The organism is Belliella aquatica (assembly GCF_014637795.1).
Classification (GTDB): Bacteria; Bacteroidota; Bacteroidia; order Cytophagales; family Cyclobacteriaceae; genus Belliella; species Belliella aquatica.
Window position 1 is genome coordinate 1 of the sequence record NZ_BMFD01000016.1, and the last position, 20,170, is coordinate 20,170.

A 20,170-nucleotide genomic window follows, 5' to 3' on the forward strand; every position below is an offset into this window, starting at 1 on the left:
CTTCACTGAATAAGCGCTGTTGCTTAATTTGATATTCCTTTTTCATTTTGGTAGTGTGTTAAAACACAAACAAAATGTGACAACTTTTTTCAGGCACTATCAATAACCCTTACCAATCTAACCCCGGCTGCTTCAACTTTCGGTGTTCTTCCCTGGCTTTATGCTGCAAAACGATCTGACGAGCGTCTTCTAGCAGTTGCTTGGCATCATAGACGATTCCGTCCTTAACAGTATATTTTACCCCTCCTACGCGCACAGGTTCATTGTCCTCCCCGATACGAATAGCGCCTGTACCATAGAGAACTTTGATATTTGCTAGGGGATTTTCTTCCAAAATAACGAAGTCAGCCAACTTCCCAACTTCCACCGTACCGATTTCTTGATCCAAGCCTAAAGCTTCTGAAGCATGCATCGTAGCAGCTCGGATCACTTCTAAGGGATGAAATCCTGTTTCTCTCAACAATTCCAATTCACGGATAAAGGCAAAGCCATAAAGTTGATAAATGAATCCTGAATCAGATCCCGCAGTAACACGCCCTCCACGATTCTTGTATTCATTTACAAAAGTCATCCAAAGCCTATAATTTTCTTTCCATTGGATTTCCTCTTCAGTCGTCCAGTCAAACCAATAGGATCCATGGGATTCTCGGCTTGGCTTGTAAAACCTCCAAAGGGATGGCAAGGTGTACTCCTCGTGCCATTCCGCTCTTCTGGCGCGCATCAAATCCCGATTGGCTTCATAGATATTGAAGGTGGGATCAATGGTAAAGTCCAAATCGAGCAATTCCTGCATGACTTTATTCCAATGCTCCGAATAAGGTGGGGCAGCTTGTTTCCATAGTTTTCCTGCCTCTGCAAATCGGTGTTGCTCGTTTTGATAATTGTAATCCAACCTATAATCTTGAATCGTGCGATTTTCAAATAAAGCCTCTGGAAGTCCATACCAGTGCTCCATCGTGGTCAATCCCGCTCTCGCTGAATTCAAAACATTCCATCGGGCAACATCCATCTGCGCATGGTGCATGGCAGAGCGAAGCCCAATTTTCTTGTTTTCTTCCAAAGCAGCTTGCATCACTTCTGGCTTTGCACCAAAAAACTTGATTCCATCAGCTCCTTTTTTTGCATTTTCATTGACCCATGCTCTCGCTTCAGCGTCATTCGTGATCGTCTTTTTTGCTCCTTGACCAAAAGAGGTATAGGCCAAAATCCTAGGGGCAGTAATCGTGTTGGCAGCAGATTTTTTCTTATGCTCCAATACCCAGTCCAATCCATTCCCCGCTGAGGGATCTCTCACCGTAGTGATGCCATGCGCCATCCAAAGTTTAAACACATACTCAGCCGGTGTCCCCTGCCCTGCTCCACCAATATGCCCATGCATATCAATCAAGCCTGGTAATAAATAGTGACCTTCCAAATCCAACACTTTGTCCTCTGGACCAGCTTGTGGTCTTCGGTTCTCTTTGATTGGTAGCCCGGGATAACCCACAACACGGATTTCAGCGATCTTATTTTGAACAACAACAATGTCAATAGGCCCAATCGGTGGTGCTCCAGTTCCGTCAATCAGGGTGACTCCCCGTATGATCAATTTACCATAAGGTCCTTCTCCTTCTTTTCTCTCAGGGGATGGCATGACTTGAGCTATTTGTTCTAGGGGAAAAAGAAAAATGCTCAGCAGTAGAATTAGTATCGTTTTCTTCATAAGATGATTTGAATTGACAATCGGAAATTAAAAAATATGGAAGCAATAAAAAAACCGCTAATCCTAAATTAAGGAAAAGCGGTTTTTGATTTTTAATCTCTTGTTTCTTTACTCTTGCTTCTTGTCTCTTAAATTAGTCTCATTTCCCATCCACAATCTCCAAAATCGGCTGTCCTGTGGCTCCATTTGGAAGACGGGTTCCTAACATGATAGATAAAGTAGGCGCAATATCGGTAACAGTTACATAACGTGAGCTACTTCCTGCTTCCACTCCCCATCCCATAAATACAATCGGCACATGGGTATCATAAGTATAGCCTGTTCCGTGCGTGGTTCCTTTGTAAGAACTACTTAACCAAGCTGGCTCCAAGATCAACAATAAATCTCCTGAAGCTTTGTGATTAAAGCCCATTTGAAGTAAAGACTTTTTACCTTGCGTGTACTCAAATTTCTTCATGTCAGTCGCGGTATACACTTCTTTGATTCCTTCAAAACCAAGAAGGAAGTCAGCCAAGGCTCTTTGGATTTCTTCTACGGCTACTCCTTTTTCTTTGGCTAAAGCATGATTGATAAATACCTGCTCGTTAGAAAAATTAGAGATCCAATTACCTTCACCAAATTTCTCCGAAGTAAACCCTCTCATTTGTGTCAGGATAAATCTATTATTGAAATTACCCGCAGGGACATGCTCACTTTTCATGTAATCAACAATATCTGCAACTGCGTGATCTGCTGTCAAGAAAACTAAATATTCATCCTTCCCATATTCTTTATCCAGGTAAGCAAAAAACTTCTCCAACTCCCTGTCTAATCTCAGGTAATTATCTTCCACTTCTACAGAAGTGGGCCCGAATCTATGTCCAATGTAATCCGGAGAAGAAAAACTCACTGCTAGCAAATCTGTCTCCCCATTTTTTCCCAATTGCTCACCTTCCAAAGCCGCATAAGCCATATCCAAAGTAATGGAGTTTCCATATGGAGTGGTAGAAATCAAGCCAAATCCCCCATTATCTTTCATCAAGGATTTCAAATGATAAGGAAATGCTGTATTGTCCATTCCTATAAATGGCCCTTCGAATTCATTGTCATCAGCAATACTTTGTACATAAGTCTCAATTGGAAAAAGTGTCTCCCACTTGCCTGAAAGATACTTTTCTGCTAGTTTTTTATTATTAAAAGCTTGCACCCAAGTTGGCAACTCATCGTAATAATAGGTCGATGTCATGAAATTACCGGTCTTACTATCAAACCAATAAGCATCTCCCAAATGACCCGCAGGCAAAGAAGCTCCCCGATCTTTGATCGCAAGGGCAACTACTTTGGAACGCTTATTTGTTGAAAATCTCAACTCATCAGAAATTGTCGTTGAAAGCATATTTCTTGGAGAAATCTGACCATTTCCTTCAGAACCGCCAACTGCTACGACTGTACTGTCTTCAGCACAATAAATACTTCTTCCTAGACTTCTTACATACCAATTGTTAGCAATTACTCCGTGTGTGGCAGGAGTAGTTCCAGTGTAAACAGATGCGTGCCCAGGTCCTGTGTAGGTTGGAATGTAATTGTAATGGGCATTTTTCATCACAAAACCATCATTCATTAACCTTTTGAAACCACCTTCGGTGAAGCGATCTTGGTATTTATAAAAATATTCTTGTCTCATCTGATCGACCACAATTCCAACAACAAGCTTAGGTTTTGATTTTTCCTGCGCAAAAGCAGAAAAACAAATGATCATTGCAAATAAGGAAAGTACAAATGTCTTTTTCATTGTTTCTTTTTATGTATTGCCACAAATATAGGGATTCATAATGAAGCCAAAATGACCTTTGTGTTAAATCATTTGAATGGCATTCAGCTAGCATTGTGAGGTGGGAAAGAGATTTCTAAATTAGATTTTGACCAATGGTTTCCTGATTTTCGGAAATGAAACGTATCTTTCCTTTTCATTTCAGTCAAAATATACCTAATCATGAAAAGAAAGCTTGTTTATTTATTCACCATCATTCTATTCAGTTCTACTGCTTTTTCGCCAAGCTTTGCGCAGTCTTGGTTTGATGATGGCTTGAGTCCTGAATTTCACCAAGGAAGAAGAGATTTGCTCAGAGAAAAAATGCCAGAAAATGCTGTGGCCGTATTTTTCAATAACCCTGTCAAAAACAGATCTAATGATACTGACTTTGAATACAGACCAAATTCAGACTTCTACTATCTTACAGGTTTTAGAGAGCCAAATTCAGCTTTGATCGTATTCAAAACTCCTCAAATGATCGATGGACAAGAAGTGAATGAAGTAATCTTTGTTCAAAAAAGAGATCCAAGAACAGAGCAATGGGAAGGTGAAAGATTGGGAATCGAAGGCGTGAAAGAAAAGTTAGGATTTAAATCAGTTTTTTTGAATGCTGATTTTCTAAAAAATCCAGCAATTGATTTTTCAGCGTTTACACAAATTCTTTCTTTTAATTTACCTGAAATCGAAGGCGGAAGACACAATGCAGAATTAAGAGCCATGACAGAGGCTTTCAAAGCCGTCAATACAAGTCCAGCAAGACCTGCTGATCAGGTGCTCAGCCAGATCATGAATCAAATGAGAGCGGTCAAAACTGCTGAGGAATTAGTGATTTTGAAAAAAGCCATCGAAATCACAGGACATGGACATGTTGAATCCTTCAAATCCATCAAACCCGGAGTGTCAGAAAGAGCAATACAAGGCGTCCACGAATTTGTGCATAAAGCCATGGGTGCAGAATACGTAGGCTATGGTTCTATCGCCGGAGCAGGCAACAACAGTACGATTCTACATTATGTTTACAACAGTGTAAGAGACCTGAAAGAAGGTGTCATGCTAATGGATATTGGCGCAGAGTATAGAGGCTATTCAGGAGATATTACGAGAACAGTACCCGTAAAAGGAAAATTTTCCTCTGAAGAAAAAGCCATTTATGAAATCGTCTTGAAAGCACTGGAAGAGAGTACAAAAGCAAGTAAACCAGGTTCTAGTTTCCAAGAAATCGGAGCCATTTCCAAAGAAATTATCGACAGAGGATTAGCAGATTTAGGAATCATCAAAGCTGGAGCGAGACACCCTTATTTCCCACATGGCATAGGTCATCACTTGGGATTGGATGTACATGACAGAGGTGGATATGGAGCTTTTGAACCAGGAATGGTCTTTACCATCGAGCCAGGAATTTACATTCCAAATGGTGCTGATTGCGATCCAAAGTGGTGGGGTATTGGAATTAGAATAGAAGATAATATTTTGATCACTGAGAATGGCCATGAAAACCTAAGTGAATTTGTCCCTCGTACTATTGCCGATATTGAGAAAACCATGAAAGAAGAAGGGATTTTGCAGAAGCTGATGAAGTCGATGTAGTGATTATATTGTACTAAGTACCATGTACAATGTACCAAGACACCTACTTATTAAAATTCTCTTGAATAAGTCATAAAAAAACCGCTGATTTTCAAAGAATCAGCGGTTTTCGTATTTTAAACATCCCTAGTTTTGTTCAAAAAGACCAATCAAGGTTTTACTAATCTATTCACCATTCTTTTGGCATCATCTTTACAATCTAAAATCTACATTTTACAATCTACAATTCCCCCTTTTCATCCTTCATCCTTCATCCTTTCCTCAGTCTTTCTTCTTCAAATCCCCTCTCTTGATAGATTGGATGAATTGTGACCAGGCGAATGGGTCAAGTAGTCTGAAAGGTCTTGGGCCATAGCGATCTTGAATCTGCATAATCTGTCCCTGTTGGAATCCTCGGAAGTTTTCGTTGCCAGATGCAGGCATATTTTCAGCCCATCTCAAAAGTGTCTCAGGACTCATATTCCCCCTTGTATCTATCGACATCGGCGCATCATAATTCATCGCCAACACAGCACGCTTAAATTCATCTTCTGATGGATAAGGCATCACTTCTATCTCAGCCAAAGCAATTTCATCTTCTTGCATGGTAATGATCAAACTGATTTTATCATCAACCATATTCTGTGGAATGTTGAAAGTTTGTCTTTTGAGTCCCACAAATGTGAAAACAACTGAGTCACCTTCTAAAACTGGCATGGAGAAATATCCAAATCTCCCTGAACTTGTACCCCTCCCCTTTTTGGGAACATACACGTTCACTCCAGGCACAGCATCTGTACTGTCAGCATTTAAGATTATCCCAGAAAGTTGGATCACTCTTCTCTCCTTTTGGTCTTGCGCTTGTAGATTTTGAAAAAATAACAAGAACATCAAGGAAAAGACAAGTGAGACTATATATTTTTTATGGCGTGTCAATTTTTCTGCTTTTATTTTAATTACGGCTAAGAAAAGCCTATGTTTAAATCACGGTATAATAATAGCCTATTTTCGGCTGATTTACTCAATATCTAACCCGATTTATTCGTTAAAAGTTATTAATGAGACTCAAAAATATAAGTTTGAATTATGGCATGAGGGTCTTCAAAGCACTGTCAGAAGAGCCTAGAGTGCGAATCATCCATCTTTTGATCCAGAACAAAGAGCTATCCATCTCCGATTTAGAACATATTCTTGATTTCACACAGACCAAGACAAGTCGACATCTGATTTATCTCAAAAATGCAGGACTAGTAGGTAGCCGACGAGTGGATCAATGGACTTTTTATTACATTTTGGAAGAGGCGATCGAAATCATTAATCAGATTTTTAAGTTTATACAAAAAGACATCAACTTGATCAAAGATCAGGAGGTCTATGAAATTTTACATTCTAACCGGGAGTTGGCCATCAACAAAATCCAAAACAACCCCTACCGCAAATAAAATTTAGTGAAAAAATACCAACACATTTTCTTCGATTTAGATCATACCCTTTGGGATTATGACCGCAATGTTCAGGAATCACTCACCGAACTGCATGATGTCCACCAACTAAATGGGCTTGGAATAAAAGATGCTCAAGCACTGATTCAGGCTTTCTATAATGTCAATTTCAAACTTTGGGCATTGTATGATGTTGGAAAAATCGATAGAGATAGCCTGCGAGCCACTCGCTTCAAATTGGTTTTTGAAAACGCTGGTGTTGATCCGGAAAGTGTTCCTACATTACTCGAGCCTGACTTTATGCATCGCACTTCCTCGAAGAATTACCTTCTTCCCTATGCAATGGAGATTTTAGAATACCTGAAACCCAAATATCCGATGCATATCATCACCAATGGTTTCAACGAAAGTCAGGCTAAAAAACTCAATGCCTCAGGATTGAGCCCTTACTTTGATCTGATTGTCACTTCTGAAACTACGGGTCATAAGAAGCCTGATCCAAGAATTTTCCAATATGCACTCGATAATTTGGGAATCAACAATCAGGATGTCATCATGATCGGAGACAACCCAAATTCAGATATTCTCGGTGCCATCAATGCCAAAATCGATCAAGTCTATTTTGATCCTCATAACAAAGGCATTGAAATGAAGCCAACCCACACGATCAAACATTTGAAGGAATTGGAAGGATTTTTATAAGTAAAGTGAAGCAATCCTTTTCTTCGTTCTCCAAGGCATTCCAAGCCTAGTTTCTTATATTTGTCACATTCAGAAATCAAATAAAATCCAAATAATATGCTTAAAGGTTTTTTCAATGTGCCTACACCGAAAAACGAACCGGTAAAGGCTTACGCACCGGGATCTCCGGAAAGAATAGAATTACAAAAAACACTTAAAGAATTTAGAGCTCAGGAAGTTGATGTACCGATGTATATCGGTTCTGAGGAAGTGAGAACAGGCAAGAAAAGACCAATGTCTCCTCCACACGACCATCAACATATCCTTGGGCATTTCCATGAAGGCGATGCCTCTCACGTGGAGCAGGCAATCAATGCCGCTTTGGGAGCAAAAGAAGCTTGGGAATCTATGGAATGGGAACAAAGAGCTGCTATTTTCTTGAAAGCTGCCGACCTACTTGCTGGACCATACAGAGCAAAAATCAATGCAGCAACCATGCTTGGTCAATCCAAGAATGCGATGCAGGCTGAAATTGACGCAGCTTGTGAATTCATTGACTTTTTAAGATTCAATGTGCAGTACATGACTGAAATCTACGCACAGCAGCCTCCTGTTTCAGGTGATGGCGTTTGGAATAGATTGGAACAAAGACCACTTGAGGGCTTTATTTTCGCATTGACACCATTCAACTTTACCGCAATCGCAGGAAACCTTCCTACTTCTGCTGCCATGATGGGTAACACCATTGTTTGGAAACCTGCTTACACGCAGATTTACTCTGCAAAAGTTTTGATGGATGTCTTCAAAGAAGCGGGTGTTCCTGATGGGGTGATCAATTTGATCTACGTCGATGGACCAACAGCGGGTAATGTTATTTTCAATCATGCTGATTTCGCAGGAATCCACTTTACAGGTTCTACAGGTGTGTTCCAACACATTTGGAAAACTATCGGAGAGAACATTTACAAGTACAAGTCTTATCCAAGAATCGTCGGAGAAACTGGCGGAAAAGACTTTGTCTTGGCTCACAAATCCGCAAATCCAAAAGCTGTAGCCGTGGGACTTTCTAGAGGAGCATTTGAATTCCAAGGACAAAAATGTTCTGCTGCTTCAAGAGCCTATATCCCGAGCAACCTTTGGGATGATGTGAAAAAATACTTGCTTGAAGATCTTGCAGACATGAAAATGGGACCAACGGAAGATTTCACCAACTTCATCAATGCTGTCATTGACGAGAAATCATTTGATAAAATCAGCAAATACATCACTGACGCAAAAAATGCTGAAGGAGTAGAAATCATCGCTGGAGGAAATTTTGACAAGTCAAAAGGCTACTTCATCGAACCTACAGTCTTGGTCGTAACAGACCCAATGTACACAACCATGAAAGAAGAAATCTTCGGCCCTGTATTGACGATCTATGTGTACAATGCTGAGCATTTTGAAACTGCTTTGGAATTAGTAGATCAAACTTCTCCTTATGCCTTGACTGGTGCAATCTTCTCTACAGACAGGTATGCTATCGAATTAGCTACTCAAAAATTGAGAAATGCAGCGGGTAACTTCTACATCAATGACAAACCAACAGGTGCAGTTGTAGGGCAGCAGCCATTCGGTGGCGCCAGAGCTTCAGGAACCAATGACAAAGCAGGATCTATGATCAACTTACTCAGATGGGTTTCTCCAAGAACAATCAAAGAAACTTTCGTATCTCCAGTGGATTATAAATATCCATTCCTTGGGGAGGATTGATTGAAGGGGCTAGATTTGAGATACAAGATTTGAGACGTTAGACAAAAGACACCAGAAATGAGATTTGAAGAAAACATTTCTGTTAACTGAATTAACAACCACGAAGTGGTTAAACCTTAATTATCTTGTTCGCCGTGGCGGAACCCCGGGTTGCTACCCGGGTATTAAAGTAAGCAAGTGACTCGTCAACCCCGAATGGGGTTGAACTAAATATCAGTTAGTAGTCAAAAGCTATATCAAATAAAGCAAAACACCCTAAGCTTAATTTCTTAGGGTGTTTTTTTTGTGATGACCCCAAAAACTTTTTAAATCATTGATTTTCTTGACCATTGGCTTTTAGTTTCTGAACAAAGACCTTATTTTTAACTTTATATTAAATCATTTTAAAAAGCAATCATGAAGTACTTTTACCATTTTCTAGCAATTTCTTTATTCGGTTTGTTATTTTCCTGTAACTCTTCCACTGAGGAGGATATGGGTTTTCGAGAAATAAAAATTACCGAGGCCGATATCATTTCTTTTGATGAAGTAGTCAATGAAATCGAATTTATTCCATTTGTGATTCCAGAAGATTCTCCTTTAAAACTCTCAGCAAACGAACCACATCTGGAAATTGATGATAAAATCTATTTTTCAGTAGGCGATTTCAGAGATGCTTCCATTCATGTTTTTGCTCTTAATGGGAAGTATGAACAAACTTTCAAAAAACAAGGTGATGGACCTGAGGAATATCCGTATATCAATGGAATTGACTTGATCGATGACAAATTAGCAATTTGGGATGAGCGCGGAACCTTCAAGCTTTATAATAAAACAAACTTTGATTTTGAAGGTGTCAAAAAACTAGCTGGCGTAAATATTGATTTCATTCCCTTTTATCAATCTTTAGGGGATGGGAAATGGATTTTGGTGGATGATTATAGCGGGGAAGTCGATGAAGATAGCTATTACCCAGTTTTCCAACTTTTGGATGAAAAAACTGAGGAGATCAAACCTCTATCTCCTAAAACCAGAGAAGTTACTGCAAATCTCATCGAAGGACAAATCACAGAATTAACGGATAGGTCCTATATCTTGAATTTTGGTGCTTCAGATACGGTTTATCATTACAAAAGTGATAGCATCAAACCTTGGATCAAACTCAATCTTGCAGACAACAATGTACCTGAAGATTCAAAACTAGATCCTGAATACTTTTTTGAAAACATCTTAATCAATCAAGCAAACAACATTAATGTTGGTACAGCCTTAGCAGCAAATGATGTTGTCCGAATTGCCGTATTCGGTATAAAAAAATCTCAAGAAATCATTCAAGATGATTTGGATTCATTTCCAATTCAGCACCTTTACATTCAATACCCAAGTATGGAATTTAAAGTCACGAAAGCTTTTGGAGCTTTTGGCGGGAAAGGATATGAAAAAGACGGTTACTTTTATGAAGTGCTGTTCGCTGAAAATATTTTAGCTTATCTCGAGAGCAATTACTTTGGGAAATACACTGCACAGCTCGAAGCAGCAATGGAAAGCCTTGAAGATGAAGAAGATCCTATTCTCTTAAAATACAACGTCAAAGTAAAATGAGAAAATTGAAGGGTTTCAGCCTACTGTCTTTTATTTCAATTATCTTTTTTTCCTGTTCTTCTGAAGAAAATCTAAAATCAGCCAATATTGAAGGTGACTTGGCAGACTACGCTACAGATACCATTTACTTTGAAAAAGACTTGACCACAAAATCTCTTCCGCTGGAATTCACTTATCAGAAGGAAGGCGATAAAGAATTTCTTTACGGCATGTCAGACTTCAATCTTTTAAAATATGAATATCCATCGGGAAAACTGATATCAAATATTACTTTCGAAAAAGAAGGTCCTGATGGAATTGGGGGTTACTTTTCTGGGAAATTAATTACCAGCGATGGAATTTTCTTTATTTCCAATCAAAAGGAAGTCCTTCATATTGACTTTGATAGCAAAGTCAGTAAGAGAATCTCGCTCCCATTTACCACTGAGAATAGAATGGCGGCTAATTTCAGTGCTCAACAAGGAAATAAAATGTACTGGCATTCAGAGCGACAGACCTTGATGGTGACTGATGTACCTTTCTTACTTAAGGAACCCATTCTAAATTATCAAGATTGGATTTGGGAGTTTGATTTTAAACAAGAGAAAAAGGAAGTTGCAGCGCAGTTTAAATTTCCAGAGCCATATAGCGAATTCTTGGACGATCCTGAATTGGGAATTTACTTTCATCTATTTCTAAAAGATAAAAACCAACACCTCGTTGGGTTTCCTGCTTCTGATTCTCTTTTGGTGATCCATGATGATCTAAGATCTAAAGCTTATGCGGGGAGCAATGAAAACCTAGAATTCAAAAAAGGAACAACAGAAGCAAGAGGAGAGTACACCGTATTTTCGCCTAGCGTTGAAACGAGCCGATACAAGTGGATGATGCACGACCCTTATCAGGGATTGATTTTAAGACACCTTATTATTCAGCAAGGACAAGATGATAACATAGTCTTTTCCAAAAACAGCTTTATCATCCTCGATGAATCACTCACTAAAATAGGAGAAGTGAAATTTTCTGATAGAGAAATCAATAACTTGGGATTCAGTACACCCAATGGGTTTTATCTCAAAATGGGGCGTCAAGAATCAGACGATAGAGAAGGGTATGTCAGATTTAATTTCTAAACTTCTTTGTCCTTTCTTTCACTTTTTTGGTAAAAAACAAAGACAAACCTGAAAGCAAAACACCATAATTGATCCACCCTCCATAAGAATAATCAATAACTTCCAGGCGTGTCAAAAATATCAAAATGATACCAATGAGAGATATAATTACCCCCCATCCGGTAAGCTCGAATTTATAGTTTGAAGAAGAACCTGCGAACAATCTCCTTTGAATCTCATTATCCACTTGTTTGACAACCCATCTGATGTCTGCATCATCAAAATCAGCACTTTCCAATTCCCTTCTAACCTGATCCAGTTCAAAGTTCTTGTCTCCAATTCTATCAAAATAATGCTTAAGAATTTTTCCTTTATCCATTCTATTTCTTTAGATCTTGATTCGGAGATTTTCGATGTTGCGTCGCTTGCTCGTATGCAAAACTTGCTTTGATCAATGTTGGCTCGTCAAACATCCGTCCTAGCAACTGTATCCCTACTGGTAGATTTCCTTCTGTGTAACCCATTGGGACAGTAAATGCAGGCATTCCAGTATGTGGAGCAATGATCTGACTGTTGTCTCCTTTATATTCTTCTTGAAAAAACTCGATCCGAGCGGCTTTTTGATTCCATGTTGGATAGACCATAAAAGAAAGATTCAAAGAATCCATCGTGTTTTCGAAAGCCTCTCTAAAAGTAATTCTTTTCGGATCTGCAAATGCATCTCCGCATGGAACATCCCCATCCTCCCATCTTCCTAGATTTTCCTGAAAAGTAGCGAGTCTTGTTTTTGCAAACTCTGACTTACTCCCAATTCTAATCACATCCTCTAGTGTTTTTATAGTATCATTCTTCACATATTTCGCCAGAAAATCTTCTAAATCCTCTTTGAAAGTAGCGCACCACTGATCTTTTCTCAATTCTTCAAAGTTAGGGACTTCAACATCATCGATGATATCTGCTCCCAATCTCTGCATATCGACAAGTGCCATATCAAAAATCTTCTTGATCTCAGGGTCTACATTTCTATCACTTAGCGTTCTGAAAACCCCAATCCGAGTTCCTTTTAACCCATCTGCATCCAAAAATTGGAGATAATTGTCTGGAGTTTTTCCTTCAGAATATTTTGTTATGGGATCTTCAACATCGATTCCAGCAATCACTTCCAAAATTCTCGTTGCATCTTCTACCGTCCTACCTATTGGGCCGACCACATCATTTCTCAAATACAAAGGCACAATAGCAGACCTGCTTACCAATCCGAGTGTAGTCCTAAACCCTACCAAAGCATTGTGTGAAGATGGCCCTCGAATCGAGTTTCCGGTATCTGTTCCTAAACCAATTGTGGCGAAATTAGAGGCCACCGCAGCAGCTGTCCCTCCACTCGAACCAGCCGGAACATGATCTAAGTTGTATGGATTTCTTGTAGTTCCGACGGTAGAACTTTCAGTATGCATAGCGCTAAAAGCCCATTCAGCCATATTTGACTTGGCTAAAATAATCGCTCCAGCATCTACTAGCTTCTGAATGATAAAAGCATCTTCCTCAGGAATAAAATCTTTCAATGCTAGCGCACCAGCTGTAGTCGGCAAACCTTTGGTATTGATGTTGTCTTTGACAATGATCGGAATCCCATGCAAGGGTCTTAATTTCCCGGTTTGGGCAAATTCCTCGTCAAGTGCCCTTGCAATAGAAATTGCCTCTGGATTGATGATTGAAATCGAATTGATCTCCTCGTCAAACTGCTCGATTCTCGAGATATAAGCTTTGACAAGCTCTTCACTAGTATATACCCCTCCTTGATAAGCAGCGAAAATCTCAGAGATAGTCAACTCCTCCAAGTCAATCTCTTTTTCTTCCTTTTTTTGACAAGAAACAAGCACAGAAAGCACCACAATCGCACTCAAAATATATCTTAATGAAACCATATTGATTGGGAGAAAATAAAGACCAAGGCATTAATTTAATATTTAGATCTGAATGCGCTATCTATTTTGAAGAAAATTTAAATATACGGGAAGTCTTACCTGATATAAGTCTAATTTATGACATTGGATAAAAGCGCGATTTTGAGTACATTCAATTATTATTCTTGAATTTTACTTCATTTATCATCACTAACAACACCTCTCATGAAAAAATCATCGATTCTTCTCCTAGTCGCTGCCATTTTCTTCTTGCAATGCGCTCCTTCTCAGCAAAATGAAACCATTGAAAACGACTCCTACCTTGATTTTTCAGAGAGGGACGATCAGTATGAAGGTGGAATAAAAATGATTCCAATCAGCACACCAAAAGGTGAATTCAATGTTTGGACAAAGCGGGTAGGAAATAATCCAAAGATGAAGGTGCTTTTACTTCACGGAGGTCCAGGAATGACACATGAATTGTACTCTTGTTTTGATGGGTATTTTCCTTCTGAGGGAATCGAGTACATTTATTATGATCAGCTTGGATCCTACTATTCCGATCAACCTGAAGATCAGGAATTGTGGACGATCGATAGATTTGTGGATGAAGTGGAGCAAGTGAGGATCGCTTTGGGACTTGATAAAGACAATTTCTACCTCTTTGGACAGTCTTGGGGCGGAATGCTCGCAATGGAGTATGCTTTGAAGCATCAGGATAAGCTCAAAGGACTTGTGATTTCAAATATGATGTCTAGTTTAGACGAGTATGAAAAATATGCCAAAGAAGTGCTTGGCCCTCAAATGCCAGAAGAGGTATTTCAGGAAATAATGAAGATTGAAGAGGAAGAGGATTTTGGAAATCCACGCTATGAAGAATTGTTGATGGAACATCATTATCAAGACCATGTACTCAGAAAACCGCTTGCAGAATGGCCCGAAGCAATTTTGAGAACACTCAAACATGTCAATCCAAATGTATATGTTTACATGCAAGGCTATTCAGAATTCGGAATTACCGCAGGAGCAACTTTAAAAGGTTGGGATAGAAGAGCAGATCTTAAAAACATTGCAGTCCCTACCTTGGTGATCGGTGCAGGTCACGATACCATGGATCCAAAACACATGGAGTGGATGTCCACAGAAGTCCAAAACGGGCAATATTTATTCTGCCCTGACGGAAGTCACCTAGCTCAATACGATGATCAAAAAGTATTCTTTGAAGGGCTAATAAAATTTGTAAAAGAAGTAGATCAAAACACAAGCAACTAAGCGAACTATGAACATTTTGAAATCCAGTTTATTCCTATTTCTATTTTCAACTGCTTTTTCTTTATCAGCGCAGGATACTCGGTATTTTGAAATGAGAACTTATACTGCTCACGAAGGCAAAAGATCAGACTTGATCAGTAGATTTGAAAATCACACTTTAAGGCTTTTTGAAAAAAATGGCATAGAAAATATTGCTTATTTTATTCCAACAGACCCTAAGGATTACACTTTGACTTTTATTTTGGCTTATCCTGACGAAAAATCCAGGGATGAATTGTGGAATAAATTTGCCAGTGACCCAGAGTGGATAGAAGCAGCGAAAGCTTCTGAGGCTAACGGAAAATTGGTAGCCAATGTCGATCAAACTTTCATGAAAATAGCGACTGAATTGAGTCCCGAGGTGAGTAAACTCAATTCAAAAAAGAAAATATTCGAGCTGAGAACATATCACCTTCATCCAGGGAAAATAGAAGCCATCAATGCAAGATTCAGAGACTACACCCGAGAGTTGTTTTCAAGATATGACATGACCAATGTGATGTATTGGTATACTGTAGAGAAAGATGGCTCTCAACCAAAGTTAGTCTATCTATTGGCGCATAAAAGTGAGAAAAGAGCGCAGTATGCCTTCTCCAAATTTGCTGAAGATGCAGATTGGAACAAGGTGAGAGATGCTTCAGAAATGGATGGGGCAATTGTTGAAAAAATTGATTCAAAATATCTTAAGGCGCTTTCATTTTCACCAATGAAGTGATTTGTGTTTTACCCTAATAGTTTTTTTCAGTAACCAATCAAACTATGCATACACTTTAATTACATCTGCTGAGGACTGTCGGCAGTTGACAATTATCCGCCATAAATCAATTATCGAAATCACTTAGAGTCAAATTGCGGATAATCCTATTCAATCAATCCCCATCAGATTCATCTTTTTTCAGATATACCTGATTTCCACATTCGATTCTATCTACTTCTTTTGAAGTACCATCTTGGCTTTTAGAAAAATACTTGTAAGTACCATCTTCCTCCGGTTCAGAAGCTCTAGAAATAGACCACAATTTGGAGGAGCCATTTGCTTCCAATATACGATAAGTAAAAACACCTGTTTTTTTATTTCGTCTTAAATCTTGATCGATCACATAGGAAGCCTGCATTCCAGAGTCATCTGTTTCAAATAAAAAAACTATACATGGACCATCTACTTCTTCAAATTCTTGAAGAAAACCACATCCATTGAAAGTCAACAAAACCACTATCAATCCTATAACTCTGCGCATAACAATCATTTGCTTTTCTCTTCAAAAATAAGAAAATGACTTGAAAATCAACTCCCTAAATAAATTCTATTTTTTTTAAAAAGCACATCTCTTAAAAACACAAAAACCGCTATCTCAAAGACAGCGGCTTTCAATTATTAATATAAATACTTTTTAAGGCACCAATGCTGCTACACCTGGAAGAACTTTCCCTTCCATATGTTCGAGAAGTGCTCCTCCGCCTGTAGATACGTAGGAAACTTTGTCAGTGAAACCAAACTTATTCACCGCCGCTGCAGAATCACCTCCACCAATCAGCGAAAATGCTCCATCTTCTGTTGCTTCTGCCACTGCTTCCGCGATAGCAACTGTTCCATGAACAAAGCTACTCATTTCAAAAACACCCATTGGGCCATTCCAAAGAACAGTTTTAGAGTTTTTGATTACATCAGCAAATAATTTTCTTGTCTCAGGTCCAATATCTAAGCCCATCCAACCATCAGGAATCTCTCCACTAACCGCCAGTCCTTGTTCTGCATCATTTGCAAAGGCTTTAGAAATCACTGTGTCAACTGGCAAAATCAAATTCACTCCTTTAGATTTTGCTTTTTCCATCAATTCCATCACGTAATCCAACTTGTCCATTTCACATAAAGAATCGCCAATCGATCCTCCTTGTGCCTTGGCAAAAGTATAAGACATCCCGCCACCAATGATCATATTGTCAACTTTGTCCAACAACCTCTCGATGATCAAAATCTTATCCGTGATTTTGGCTCCACCCATGATCGCTGTATAAGGCCTCTCTGGCTTTTCCATTACTTTGTCCGCATTTTCCAATTCAGACTGTAGCAAATATCCACTGACTTTGGTGTCAAAAAACTTCGCAATCACAGCTGTAGAAGCGTGAGCTCTATGCGCTGTTCCAAATGCATCGTTGACATATACATCACCCAAAGCAGCTAGCTTCTTAGCAAACTCTTCATCACCTTTTTCTTCTTCTTTATAAAATCTAAGGTTTTCCAGCAATAAAATTTCACCGGCCTTTAGACTTTGAGCCAATTGAACTGCTTCTTGACCAATACAATCAGGAGCGAATTTCACGGAAGAACCAACAAGCTTCTGCAGTTCCATCACAATATGTTTCAGAGAATATTTATCAGTTGGGCCATCTTTTGGTCTGCCTAAGTGAGACATCAGAATAGCGGAGCCGCCATCATTCAAGATTTTCTTGATTGTAGGGATTGCAGCACTGATTCTTGTACCATCAGTTACATTCAAGTGCTCATCTAAAGGGACATTAAAATCTACTCTTACAAGAGCCTTCTTTCCCGAAAAATCTAGGTTATCGACGTTTTTGATTCTTTTGTTCATGATTTATAGTGTTTATTAGGTTCAATTACTTTTATTTGATTGCTCTACTCTTGTACGGAAGCCCGTCTCAATCTATCATTAACAGCCTTTCCTAATCCTTCATCAGGTAAAAGCTCTGCTAAAATTACGGAAACATCCATGCTATCCAAAATCCTCATGGCTGCAAAAAGATTTTTAGCCGCTTCATGCAAATCAGCCTCAGGACTAAGGACAAAATTCCTCTCTCCAATCATAGATTGAAACGAGTCATTAAAGCTCAATACAGCAAATTCAATTCCCTTATTGGTATATTCTTCAATTAATTTTTTTAAGTCTCCAAGGACAAATGGCTTTGTCGGAGCATAATGACTTTTAAGGAGTCCAGGTGCCTTAGGGTTACTCGAGGAATGTGTCATTACCTGCACTTTCCCCACCACTTTTTCTATCCTTTTGACATCCAAGCCTCCAAGCCTATAAACAGTCACTTGCCCATCTTCAAGTCCTGCAATCGTACTTTCCAATCCCACTTCACATGATCCGCCATCTAGGATATAATCGATTTTTTCTCCCAATTGATCATTCACATGGCTCGCTTGGGTTGGGCTAATGTAGCCAAATGGATTCGCACTTGGCGCTGCTAATGGAAAATCCAAAGCAGCCAAAAGCTCTCTTGTCAGAGGATGGGAAGGAATTCTTACAGCTACAGTGTCTAGTCCGCTTGTAACAAGGTCAGGTACAATTGATTTCCTCGGAAGCAACAAAGTAAGCGGACCGGGCCAAAAAGCCTCAGCCAAAGGTTTTAACTCTTCAGGAATTTCAATTACAAAGTCTAAAACACGGTCTATTTTAGAAGTATGTAAAATTAAAGGATCGAAACTCGGTCTTTTTTTAGTCTCAAAAATCTTGGCAACAGCATCTGCATCCAGTGCATTTCCTGCTAGTCCATAGACGGTTTCGGTAGGAATTCCCACCAAATCACCTGCCTCTAGAATTTGCTTTGCCTTGGCAATATCTTTTCCTATTTCAGCCATTATTCTTGACAGAAATCATCTATCCAAGTTTGTGCATCGGCATACCCCAAGTTCAAAGCCATTTTAAGATTGGCGCAGCCGTCTTCTTTTTGACTTAAAGCACTCAATTGCGTTACTCCCAAAAGGTAATAAGCCGCAGCATTATCCTTGTCCAAATTCACTGTACTGATCAAAGACTGAATACCACCTAATGGATCTCTGTTTCCCAATTGTGCTTTTGCTTTGTTGAAATGAACGAGGCCTTGATTTGGATTTACTTGCAGTGCTTGATCAAAATCCATAATGGCATCTTCGTAATCTTCAGTAGCAAGTAGCGCCAAACCTCTATTGTAATAAATATCCGTTTGCTGCGGATCTAGTCCATTTGCATAATTGTAATCTCGGACAGCTTCTTTGAACGCCTTTTTTTCCAAATAAGCATTCCCTCTATTGAAAAATGGCTTGTATGAAGTAGAATCAATTCGAATAGAATTGGTGAAAGCGACAATGGCTTCGTCGAATTTTCCTTGCTGAAAAAAGGCCACTCCTCTAGCATTGTGAGCAGAAGTGTTTGATTCATTTTTTTCAATTACTCGATCAAAGTACTCAACCGCTTTTGAGAAATCACCTGCATCAAGCGATTTCACTCCTTCATCAAACAGTTCTTGTTCAGATGCTCCACATGCAGTCATCATGACGATAGCTATAATTCCCAATAAGATTTTCTTCACTTTTTCTAGATTTTGGGTGCAAAGATAAGGATTTATCCAGCGGTTGAAGCGGTATTTTTCATTTTTGCTATGTACTCTTCTGGAACCGGAACGGGCTTCATGGTCTTCATGTCTACAGATACCATTGTCACATTAGCCGAAGCAAATATTTTCTCTTCTCCACTTGGTGTTTTTCCCAAAATAACCTGCTCCATCACAAAAGAAGTATTCCCAATGTGAGAAATATTTACATATGCCACTGGAGAATCCTGCGCATGAATAGGACTGAAATAATTGATGTTTACATTCGCGACTACAGTTCCCACTGACATGATGTTCCAATTGCATACTTGAAAGAGGTACTGCGCTCTTGCATGTTCGAAATAGTTGAAATAAATCCCGTTGTTCACATGCATGTAACCATCGATATCAGAAAACCTGACTTGAATAGGTACAGAAAAAGAAAAGGAGGCTTTAACCTCCTCAATTATATATTTTTTCATCTTAAAGAGCGTATTCTGATCTACTAGTTTTTTCTAACATTCGGATAATAGATGGATTGTAGCCGATCATATCTTCTACTGAATCAAAAGGAACCCAAGCCAAATCTTTACTTTCTTTGCTGATAATCAGGGGCTCGCTGAGCTCTGCCTCGATCAAATACCTCACATCATAATGAAAGTGCTCAGGCACATCTCCTTTTTGAGGAATAATATGCTTATCGATATCAAAAATACCATTTCCAACAATCCTCAAAGACATCAATCCGCTTTCTTCTCTAGCCTCTGTCATTGCCACTTCTAAAAGATTCTCTACCCCATCAGCATGTCCTCCCAATTGGAGCCAACGATTGAGTTTTCTATGTAGAGTCAATAAAGTGTGTGTTCTCCCTTTGTTCACAATCCAAGCCGAACCTGTAAAATGTCCGGCTAACCTTGATCTTAAAAAAGCCGAATCTTCATGCGTCAAGTCAATGAATTCGTCTATGAAACTCGCTTCTTCTTCAAATGGTGTTCTGTAATTCTCGAGACTTTGTCTCAGTAGTTTTCTATCCATCG

Annotated in this window: 19 protein-coding genes; 8 read left to right on the forward strand and 11 right to left on the reverse strand. The window is 39.1% G+C overall.

Annotated features, from left to right (window positions below; all coding sequences use genetic code 11):
* Positions 1-109: 109 nt before the first annotated feature.
* On the reverse strand, positions 110-1,702 hold the full coding sequence (locus IEV57_RS16290) for an amidohydrolase family protein (protein ID WP_188444113.1): 1,593 nt from the start codon (positions 1,700-1,702) through the stop codon (positions 110-112).
* A gap of 139 nt (positions 1,703-1,841) precedes the next feature.
* Entirely contained in the window at positions 1,842-3,473 is a 1,632-nt protein-coding gene (pafA, locus tag IEV57_RS16295; protein WP_188444114.1) for an alkaline phosphatase PafA, read from the reverse strand.
* Positions 3,474-3,674: 201 nt separating this feature from the next.
* On the opposite strand from pafA, the gene IEV57_RS16300 reads away from it, so the two are divergent.
* Positions 3,675-5,081, forward strand: a complete 1,407-nt coding sequence (locus IEV57_RS16300) for an aminopeptidase P N-terminal domain-containing protein (protein ID WP_188444115.1) — start codon at positions 3,675-3,677, stop codon at positions 5,079-5,081.
* 261 nt (positions 5,082-5,342) lie between these two features.
* On the opposite strand, the gene IEV57_RS16305 is transcribed toward IEV57_RS16300, so the two are convergent.
* Positions 5,343-5,951: a carboxypeptidase-like regulatory domain-containing protein gene (locus tag IEV57_RS16305; RefSeq protein WP_188444193.1), complete on the reverse strand. Its 609-nt coding sequence runs from the start codon at positions 5,949-5,951 to the stop codon at positions 5,343-5,345.
* A gap of 167 nt (positions 5,952-6,118) precedes the next feature.
* Here IEV57_RS16305 and IEV57_RS16310 point away from each other — a divergent pair, with 167 nt between their 5' ends.
* From IEV57_RS16310 to IEV57_RS16330, 5 genes are all read left to right on the forward strand, one after another.
* A complete protein-coding gene (locus tag IEV57_RS16310; protein WP_188444116.1) occupies positions 6,119-6,502 on the forward strand; it encodes an ArsR/SmtB family transcription factor in 384 nt (127 codons plus the stop codon).
* A 6-nt stretch (positions 6,503-6,508) separates the two neighbouring features.
* A complete protein-coding gene (locus tag IEV57_RS16315; protein WP_188444117.1) occupies positions 6,509-7,204 on the forward strand; it encodes a YjjG family noncanonical pyrimidine nucleotidase in 696 nt (231 codons plus the stop codon).
* A 96-nt stretch (positions 7,205-7,300) separates the two neighbouring features.
* Positions 7,301-8,935, forward strand: coding sequence for an L-glutamate gamma-semialdehyde dehydrogenase (gene pruA / locus IEV57_RS16320; RefSeq protein WP_188444118.1), 1,635 nt, complete (start codon positions 7,301-7,303; stop codon positions 8,933-8,935).
* A 396-nt stretch (positions 8,936-9,331) separates the two neighbouring features.
* A complete protein-coding gene (locus tag IEV57_RS16325; protein ID WP_188444119.1) occupies positions 9,332-10,516 on the forward strand; it encodes a 6-bladed beta-propeller in 1,185 nt (394 codons plus the stop codon).
* Positions 10,513-11,628 (forward strand): DUF4221 family protein, encoded by a 1,116-nt coding sequence (locus tag IEV57_RS16330; protein WP_188444120.1) that lies wholly within the window; start codon positions 10,513-10,515, stop codon positions 11,626-11,628. The genes IEV57_RS16325 and IEV57_RS16330 overlap by 4 nt, the downstream gene beginning before the upstream one ends.
* On the opposite strand, the gene IEV57_RS16335 is transcribed toward IEV57_RS16330, so the two are convergent.
* Both IEV57_RS16335 and IEV57_RS16340 read right to left on the reverse strand, forming a co-directional pair.
* A complete protein-coding gene (locus tag IEV57_RS16335; RefSeq protein WP_188444121.1) occupies positions 11,618-11,986 on the reverse strand; it encodes a hypothetical protein in 369 nt (122 codons plus the stop codon). The two genes, IEV57_RS16330 and IEV57_RS16335, sit on opposite strands and share 11 nt — an antisense overlap.
* A 1-nt stretch (position 11,987) precedes the next feature.
* A complete protein-coding gene (locus IEV57_RS16340) occupies positions 11,988-13,532 on the reverse strand; it encodes an amidase (RefSeq protein WP_188444122.1) in 1,545 nt (514 codons plus the stop codon).
* Between the two features lie 204 nt (positions 13,533-13,736).
* On the opposite strand from IEV57_RS16340, the gene IEV57_RS16345 reads away from it, so the two are divergent.
* Together IEV57_RS16345 and IEV57_RS16350 are read left to right on the forward strand one after the other, a co-directional pair.
* The gene (locus IEV57_RS16345) at positions 13,737-14,783 is read left to right on the forward strand and encodes a proline iminopeptidase-family hydrolase (protein ID WP_188444123.1); all 1,047 of its coding nucleotides are present in this window, start codon (positions 13,737-13,739) and stop codon (positions 14,781-14,783) included.
* A 7-nt stretch (positions 14,784-14,790) separates the two neighbouring features.
* Positions 14,791-15,537, forward strand: coding sequence for an NIPSNAP family protein (locus IEV57_RS16350; protein ID WP_188444124.1), 747 nt, complete (start codon positions 14,791-14,793; stop codon positions 15,535-15,537).
* 154 nt (positions 15,538-15,691) lie between these two features.
* Here IEV57_RS16350 and IEV57_RS16355 read toward each other — a convergent pair whose 3' ends face one another.
* The 6 genes from IEV57_RS16355 to IEV57_RS16380 form a co-directional block, all read right to left on the reverse strand.
* On the reverse strand, positions 15,692-16,060 hold the full coding sequence (locus IEV57_RS16355; RefSeq protein ID WP_188444125.1) for a hypothetical protein: 369 nt from the start codon (positions 16,058-16,060) through the stop codon (positions 15,692-15,694).
* A 153-nt stretch (positions 16,061-16,213) separates the two neighbouring features.
* On the reverse strand, positions 16,214-17,413 hold the full coding sequence (locus IEV57_RS16360) for a phosphoglycerate kinase (RefSeq protein ID WP_188444126.1): 1,200 nt from the start codon (positions 17,411-17,413) through the stop codon (positions 16,214-16,216).
* Between the two features lie 44 nt (positions 17,414-17,457).
* Positions 17,458-18,423, reverse strand: a complete 966-nt coding sequence (locus IEV57_RS16365; RefSeq protein ID WP_188444127.1) for an L-threonylcarbamoyladenylate synthase — start codon at positions 18,421-18,423, stop codon at positions 17,458-17,460.
* Entirely contained in the window at positions 18,423-19,133 is a 711-nt protein-coding gene (locus IEV57_RS16370) for a tetratricopeptide repeat protein (RefSeq protein ID WP_229744542.1), read from the reverse strand. The genes IEV57_RS16365 and IEV57_RS16370 overlap by 1 nt, the downstream gene beginning before the upstream one ends.
* Positions 19,134-19,165: 32 nt before the next feature.
* Positions 19,166-19,615: an acyl-CoA thioesterase gene (locus IEV57_RS16375; protein WP_188444128.1), complete on the reverse strand. Its 450-nt coding sequence runs from the start codon at positions 19,613-19,615 to the stop codon at positions 19,166-19,168.
* Between the two features lies 1 nt (position 19,616).
* Positions 19,617-20,168 carry an NUDIX hydrolase gene (locus IEV57_RS16380; RefSeq protein ID WP_188444129.1) on the reverse strand — a complete coding sequence of 184 codons (552 nt, stop codon included), beginning with the start codon at positions 20,166-20,168 and terminating at the stop codon, positions 19,617-19,619.
* Positions 20,169-20,170 lie beyond the last annotated feature (2 nt).